This is a genomic window from Desulfamplus magnetovallimortis, assembly GCF_900170035.1.
Taxonomy (GTDB): domain Bacteria; phylum Desulfobacterota; class Desulfobacteria; order Desulfobacterales; family Desulfobacteraceae; genus Desulfamplus; species Desulfamplus magnetovallimortis.
Genome location: NZ_LT828555.1, coordinates 12,018 through 18,009, shown reverse-complemented (window position 1 = coordinate 18,009; position 5,992 = coordinate 12,018). Strand labels below are relative to the sequence as shown.

At 43.3% G+C, this 5,992-nt stretch carries 10 protein-coding genes; 8 read left to right on the top strand and 2 right to left on the bottom strand.

Annotated elements, in window-relative coordinates:
- The 7 genes from MTBBW1_RS20855 to MTBBW1_RS20825 form a co-directional block, all read left to right on the top strand.
- A partial coding sequence (locus MTBBW1_RS20855) for a helix-turn-helix domain-containing protein (RefSeq protein WP_186441580.1) occupies positions 1-238 on the top strand: 238 nt, incomplete at its 5' end.
- Between the two features lie 244 nt (positions 239-482).
- Entirely contained in the window at positions 483-1,340 is an 858-nt protein-coding gene (locus MTBBW1_RS20850; protein ID WP_087881815.1) for a nuclear transport factor 2 family protein, read from the top strand.
- 264 nt (positions 1,341-1,604) lie between these two features.
- Positions 1,605-2,525: an SIR2 family NAD-dependent protein deacylase gene (locus MTBBW1_RS20845; RefSeq protein WP_080806768.1), complete on the top strand. Its 921-nt coding sequence runs from the start codon at positions 1,605-1,607 to the stop codon at positions 2,523-2,525.
- Positions 2,512-2,781: a 4Fe-4S binding protein gene (locus MTBBW1_RS27945; protein WP_222424130.1), complete on the top strand. Its 270-nt coding sequence runs from the start codon at positions 2,512-2,514 to the stop codon at positions 2,779-2,781. The genes MTBBW1_RS20845 and MTBBW1_RS27945 overlap by 14 nt, the downstream gene beginning before the upstream one ends.
- A 297-nt stretch (positions 2,782-3,078) precedes the next feature.
- Positions 3,079-3,330 (top strand): hypothetical protein, encoded by a 252-nt coding sequence (locus tag MTBBW1_RS28620; protein ID WP_080806766.1) that lies wholly within the window; start codon positions 3,079-3,081, stop codon positions 3,328-3,330.
- Positions 3,331-3,531: 201 nt separating this feature from the next.
- Entirely contained in the window at positions 3,532-3,786 is a 255-nt protein-coding gene (locus MTBBW1_RS20830) for a type II toxin-antitoxin system Phd/YefM family antitoxin (protein WP_080806764.1), read from the top strand.
- Entirely contained in the window at positions 3,783-4,202 is a 420-nt protein-coding gene (locus tag MTBBW1_RS20825) for a type II toxin-antitoxin system VapC family toxin (protein ID WP_080806762.1), read from the top strand. The genes MTBBW1_RS20830 and MTBBW1_RS20825 overlap by 4 nt, the downstream gene beginning before the upstream one ends.
- 25 nt (positions 4,203-4,227) lie before the next feature.
- Here MTBBW1_RS20825 and MTBBW1_RS20820 read toward each other — a convergent pair whose 3' ends face one another.
- A complete protein-coding gene (locus MTBBW1_RS20820; protein WP_483863764.1) occupies positions 4,228-4,698 on the bottom strand; it encodes an AAA-type ATPase lid domain-containing protein in 471 nt (156 codons plus the stop codon).
- Between MTBBW1_RS20820 and MTBBW1_RS20815 the strand changes: the two genes are divergently transcribed.
- Positions 4,683-5,090, top strand: a complete 408-nt coding sequence (locus tag MTBBW1_RS20815) for a transporter (protein WP_080806997.1) — start codon at positions 4,683-4,685, stop codon at positions 5,088-5,090. The genes MTBBW1_RS20820 and MTBBW1_RS20815 overlap by 16 nt on opposite strands.
- A gap of 106 nt (positions 5,091-5,196) precedes the next feature.
- Here the strand turns inward: MTBBW1_RS20815 and MTBBW1_RS30445 are convergent, their stop codons facing one another.
- The gene (locus MTBBW1_RS30445) at positions 5,197-5,436 is read right to left on the bottom strand and encodes an NAD(P)-binding domain-containing protein (protein WP_087881813.1); all 240 of its coding nucleotides are present in this window, start codon (positions 5,434-5,436) and stop codon (positions 5,197-5,199) included.
- Positions 5,437-5,992 lie beyond the last annotated feature (556 nt).

Below are 5,992 nucleotides of genomic sequence, written 5' to 3'. Positions count from 1 at the left end.
GGATATCTCCTACAACCACTTGAACAAAATTGCAAAAGCCATTACAGGCAACACGGTCAAATCCTTCATTGATAACTTTGTCATTCTGGAAATCAAAAGGCAACTTGCTATATCAGATATCTCCATCAAAGAATTAACTTACTTAATGGGGTTTGAAGAGCCGACCAATTTTGTAAAATACTTTAAAAAACACACCAGCCACTCTCCCTCCCAGTTCAGAAAAATATTGAAAAAATAGCCCTCCAATTCGACTTTTACCATTCTTAAACACGAATACACCTATCCGGGGTGTCCATTCTCATGTATTTTCATCTCCAGATTTAATGCGGAATACCCGCATCCCATAAGCCTTTCCCCAAGTTTTTGTTTTTTTTGACAGAAATTGACGGGTCGGCATTACCCCCAAGAGCATGATTAGGAATGGGCAAATTATTTAAGACTCATTCCTGAAAAAGGATTGGCTCGAAATCAAGGAGATAGACATGAAAAAGAGTATTGTATTTTGTTTTGCCGTATTATTTCTGGTGTCCTGTGCATCCATCCAGGCGAACAATGCACCCCAAACAGAGTTGTCCAACAAAGACAAGGTCATAGCCCTTCTCAACAGCCTTGAAACAGGTGACCCCGCACCTGTTGGATACATCAATCCGGATAACTATATCCAGCACAACCTTATGGTCGGCGACGGCCTTGCCGGGTTTGGTGAATTACTGAAAAATATCCCCCAAGGTAGTCTGAAGGTCAATGTCATTCGGGCCTTTTCAGATGGCGATTATGTGTTCACCCACACGGATTACAATTTTTTCGGACCCAAAGCCGGTTTTGATATCTTCAGGTTTGAAGACGGCAAAATTGTCGAGCATTGGGATAATTTATCCCCAAAAGCAGAAACACCAAATCCCAGCGGCCATACCCAGTTTGATGGCCCCACCCAAGCAACAGATCTCTCAAAAACGAAACACAACAAACTGCTGGTAAAGGATTTTGTGAATACCATTCTTGTCAAAGGAGAGTTTGACAAGTTGGGCAACTACTTTGATGGCGATAACTATATCCAGCACAACAGTGCCATCGCTGACGGGGTTTCAGGTCTTGGCAATGCATTGGATGCCATGGCAAAACAAGGCATCACAATGGTTTACCATGCAAATCACCTGATCCTGGGAGAAGGGAATTTTGTTCTGGCCGTCAGTGAAGGGGAATTTGCAGGTAAGCCGACCTCTTTTTATGATCTGTTTCGAATTGAAAATAACAAGATTGCCGAGCACTGGGATGTTATGGAAACCATTATTCCTGAGAACGAACGGAAAAATGCAAACGGCAAATTTGGATTTAAGTAAGATTCAGGGACGGTAAAATTAGCTCTTCTCAGGAACAGGATCAAAATTAACAACTACCCCTCTCCAACCATGGAGAGGGGCATAGGGAGTGTTATAAGTGGAGAAACTATTTCCCCCTCATTCCTCAAAGAGGATATCAGAACACAGGGATTCAAACATGAGACGGTGATCTTTAATGTGTTTTCCGATTCAGACAATGCCGTATACAGGGAAACAATTTCGGGCTGGGTGAGATGAAATCTCAGTAAATTGGATTGAAAAAAAATGAACTTCAAAGAAAAAATAGACCATTTTGCTCGCCTGCTTGAACAGGCAGATGCTATCCTGATGGGTGCCGGTTCCGGACTCTCCGTTGATGCGGGCATCAATTATTTCGATTCCAGCTCTTTTGCTGAAAGATATCCCGCCATGCTACAGTATGGCTTCTCGACCAATGCGGAATTAATGGGATTGAAGCAGAGCTTTTTTCCAGAGCTTTTCTGGGGATATTACCTGAATCACGGCAATAATATGCGGTTTTGCAACTCTGTGCAGCCCGTGTACCAACAACTGCTGGAGCTGATGTCCCGAAAAAAAGAGTATTTTATCATCACCACCAATGTGGATGCGCTTTTTCTTCGAAACGGTTTTGCCAAAGAGAGGTTATATTCGCCCCAGGGGGACTATGGCCGCATTCAGTGCCAGACCCCCTGCTCGGATCAAACCTGGCCATCGGAACCCGTCATCAGAGGCCTGCTCCCTTTGGTTGATCCCCTGACGGGAAAGCTGCCGGAGGAATTTGTACCGACGTGCCCCAACTGCGGAGGGCATGTATTCTATAATATCAGGGGGAACGACCGGTTTGTTGATGCACCCTATGAACATGAGCATAATGCCTTTGTGAAGTGGGTTCAGGCACATAAAAAGAAACAGCTTCTGCTCATCGATATCGGTACTGGTTTCAATACCCCGGTCTGGATCCGCTGGCCGTTTGAAAAGATCACACATGACAATCCCAAAAGTCATTTGATTCGAATCAACAGGGATGATCCCGATGTCCCTGCCCCTATCACGGGCCGATCCATCTCTTTTTCGGATCGGGCCATAAACGTTATTTCTGCCGTTACGGCTTCATTATGCGGGTGCACCATAAGCTCCCCAAACAAACATCTTCATCCCATGGAGGCAACACATGAGTTTAAGTAAGGAAGTTCAACAAGCCCTGGAAAAAATCGGATCCGTTTCAATAACAACGCTGGACAAAGAGACCATGCACAGCCGCATTATCAGCATTTGCGGAAGTGATGAAGAGAACATCTATTTTCTGACAATGGTTGTAAAACCATTTTACAGGCAGTTGAAGGAAAATCCGAATCGTGTGGACGGCTCCCGTTGCGATGAATGCGGCAGTTGTTTCCAGATCTGTCCCCAGGAGGCCGTTGAACTGTCACTGACGATCTAAATCCGAACCGAACTGCGGCTGTGCCGCTCTCCCTTGTGCTTTGTCAACACTTGATTTTAGGGTTAAATTCTTTTTGGTATGTATCATCCATCGATCATTTTCAACTAACCCACCCCTGATTTTTAGATTTGACGAAGCACTTGGTTATCTTTTAGGTACATATTTTATCCCGCCGAAAGTCTATTCCCAGTTTATCCATACGGCTGTGCATGGTGTTGGGATTCAATCCCAATAGTCGAGCCGCACCCGATGGGCCACTGATCCTGCCATCGGTATTATTAAAGAGAGCGCCACGGTATGAAGGAATTGTTGATCCCGGCCTTCGTACTATTGACCATGGTGTTGATCCTTGTTGATATTTTCGGAAATATCGACAACGAAATTGAAGTGCGTTCCGCCAACCAAATATCAAGCATCCACGGTGCAGTGCCCATTACCGTTGCGGAAATAAAATGGCCCCCCAAGGTCAAAAAGGCACGGAAGACTCTAAGAAATGGGCAATACCATTTTTTCCGCTACAGGATGTACAAGGTGCAAGATCACAAATAATCCTGTTGACATCATTCTTTTTCTAAAATATAGTTTAGACAGTCTGGCTTGATTTTTTAATAACAAAAAGAAGGCATCTTTCATATCTCCACAAAAGTAGTTTACACTTTTTGGAGAAAGCCCCTGAAAAACGGAGCTTGGCCTCAGAAAGTGTAAAGTGGTCATGAAGGATGCCAAAAAGAATAACAATTAGGTGTCATCATGATTGAAAACCACTGGCAACTTCAAGATGCAAAAAACAAATTCAGTAACCTTGTTGAAACAGTCCAGAAAAAAGGACCTCAGATTGTAACTAAACATGGTAAAGAGGCAGTAGTTGTCATTTCAATTAACGAATACAAACGGCTGACGAAACCCTCAACAACTCTGGTTGAATTTTTCAAAAATTCTCCACTTGCGGAAGAAAATATTGATTTTTCAAGAAGCAGGGAAATGCCAAGGGATATCGTCCTATGAAGTACTTGCTGGATACATGCGTAATATCTGAGCTGATAAAACAGGAACCAAATCAAAAGGTTGTTCAATGGATAGGAAATATCGAGGAAGCAAATTTATTCATAAGTGTTCTAACAATTGGCGAACTGCATAAAGGAATAGAAAAATTGCCAGATAGCAGGAAAAAAAGTACCCTCCATAAATGGGTCATGTATGATTTGAGGGTGCGATTTAAAAATAGAATAATTGATTTTGATATCCAGGCCGCAACAACTTGGGGAAAAATTCAGGCACAATCTGAACTTTTGGGAAAAACACTACCTGCAATAGATGGACTTATTGCAGCTACGGGACTTTTTCATGATTTGGTTGTCGTAACAAGAAATATTAAAGATATGAAGGTCAGTGGCGTCGAATTGCTAAACCCATGGACTTAAATTCTTAGGAATGAGTCAGAGGCAATTAGCACAATTTGGATTTATCAATACCTAATTTACGCATCTTATTGCACAGTGTGGAAGGATTTAAGCCCAATAATTGAGCCGCCCCGTCCGGGCCGTGCACACGCCCCCTCGTAGTTGCAAGAGCAGCCTGAATGCTTTCTTTAATTGTCTCATCAAGGGGTTTAATCTGCCCGGATGCCGATGGTATTGAAATTTGACCATGGGAACTAAAAGGCTCTATATCTACGTTGCTTTGAACGTTTTTAATATGCGTTTGATTCCCATGGAAATAGCTATCTAAAACTGCCTGAATTTTTTTGTCAATCAACGCTTCCATATCCTCTTTTGATGTGTCCGATATGATCCTTCTGGTAGATTTTTTTGGCAAAAAATGATCCAGTTTCAAATACTCATCCGGCGATAAAATAACAGCACGCTCCACCATGTTTTCCAATTCCCTGACATTACCGGGCCATGTATACTCCTTCATTTTTTCAAGAGTCTCCGCTCTATCTTGATCCGGCGAAAACATGGACATTCTCTGCCCTTACCCGAACGCTGATCTACGACGAACAGGAAGATACGGATTTGCAACCAGGATCAGAATTTATTGTTGACTGGGGAATTGCCAAAGAGTTCCATGCCTCTGATACACTGCTTGTCAGACCAGGATTGGTGGGATTTGGATACTGGCAGATCAGCGAGGATTCCGGCCCGAATGTTGAAGACGACAGGGGAAGCAACTATGCCATCGGCGGTGAGATAAACCTGTTTTTTCTCCCTCGACTTCTTCAGTTTAATTTAAGGGTATTGCAAGAATTCGGGGCTGAGGATGAGGCGGAATCATCCAAGATAGTGTTATCGATCACCAACGCATTCTAAGTCAACACCCTTCGAAATTGATCATCGAGCAGTCAAATTCGTAGGTGCAGGTTCTATACCTCTTGGAAATTGGGTAGGTATAGAACCTGCCCAGCCAAGCCTTGGGTCATGAGTGTTTATTCTTAACATCTCTTGCTGAAATTTTTGGCACGTTTATCATCAAAAGCTTGAACATCGAGTATGAACATCGAGTATAAATATTGTCAGATCCGGTCTGGTAGCCTTGTTCCTTTTCCGGATCGAGTCGTTCTACCTTTCTTCGGGTCAAATGAATTTGATGGGCATCACATGCACCGGATCGAACGATCCCCTGTGCAATGGAAAGGCCGATATTCCCGGCACCCAGAAGGCCACCTGTTTATTTGCCAAAAACTCATTCATATCTTCATTCCTATCTTTTCAATCGATTTCTTGATCATTTCCTCCACCCTCCCCCATTTTTTTCACCACTTTCGTCAGTATCATGAAAAAAAAGTTTTTGATACACGCGATGCATTTTTATTTCCTTCTCGATATTGGCCTAAGCCAGGGGGCTTCCGGTGTTGACCATTGGTGAAAAAAAGGGCATTCTTGCCGTGGTCGGTATTCGTGGGTTGTAAGAAATAAGCCCCTGAGACGCAACATGAACCGAAAGGAAGAGGCAGAAGTTCGATATTTACCATTTTTTGAAAAGGATGCACCTATCCCCCGCCTGTGGTCGATGTTATTATCCTTCCATCAATCATCGACCTCTCCTATGAGAGGTGCAAGTGTCAATACACTCCAAATCAAAAAATGAAAGGAACGACCCCATTTTCATGGGTGCCAAACATTTCAAGCCATATGAATTTTCCTGGGGTAGCCTGTTGTTTATCTCACCCGGACAAGTCCATGCCTTTGAAATAAACCCGAAAGCAGACGGG

What these genes read in the sequence shown, in the direction of transcription:
- MTBBW1_RS20820 (WP_483863764.1), bottom strand. Translation starts at nt 4,698, where the DNA reads ATGAAGGAGTATACATGGCCCGGTAATGTCAGGGAATTGGAAAACATG.
- MTBBW1_RS20850 (WP_087881815.1), top strand. Translation starts at nt 483, where the DNA reads ATGAAAAAGAGTATTGTATTTTGTTTTGCCGTATTATTTCTGGTGTCC.
- MTBBW1_RS20815 (WP_080806997.1), top strand. Translation starts at nt 4,683, where the DNA reads ATGTATACTCCTTCATTTTTTCAAGAGTCTCCGCTCTATCTTGATCCG.
- MTBBW1_RS20830 (WP_080806764.1), top strand. Translation starts at nt 3,532, where the DNA reads ATGATTGAAAACCACTGGCAACTTCAAGATGCAAAAAACAAATTCAGT.
- MTBBW1_RS27945 (WP_222424130.1), top strand. Translation starts at nt 2,512, where the DNA reads ATGAGTTTAAGTAAGGAAGTTCAACAAGCCCTGGAAAAAATCGGATCC.
- MTBBW1_RS20845 (WP_080806768.1), top strand. Translation starts at nt 1,605, where the DNA reads ATGAACTTCAAAGAAAAAATAGACCATTTTGCTCGCCTGCTTGAACAG.
- MTBBW1_RS28620 (WP_080806766.1), top strand. Translation starts at nt 3,079, where the DNA reads ATGAAGGAATTGTTGATCCCGGCCTTCGTACTATTGACCATGGTGTTG.
- MTBBW1_RS20825 (WP_080806762.1), top strand. Translation starts at nt 3,783, where the DNA reads ATGAAGTACTTGCTGGATACATGCGTAATATCTGAGCTGATAAAACAG.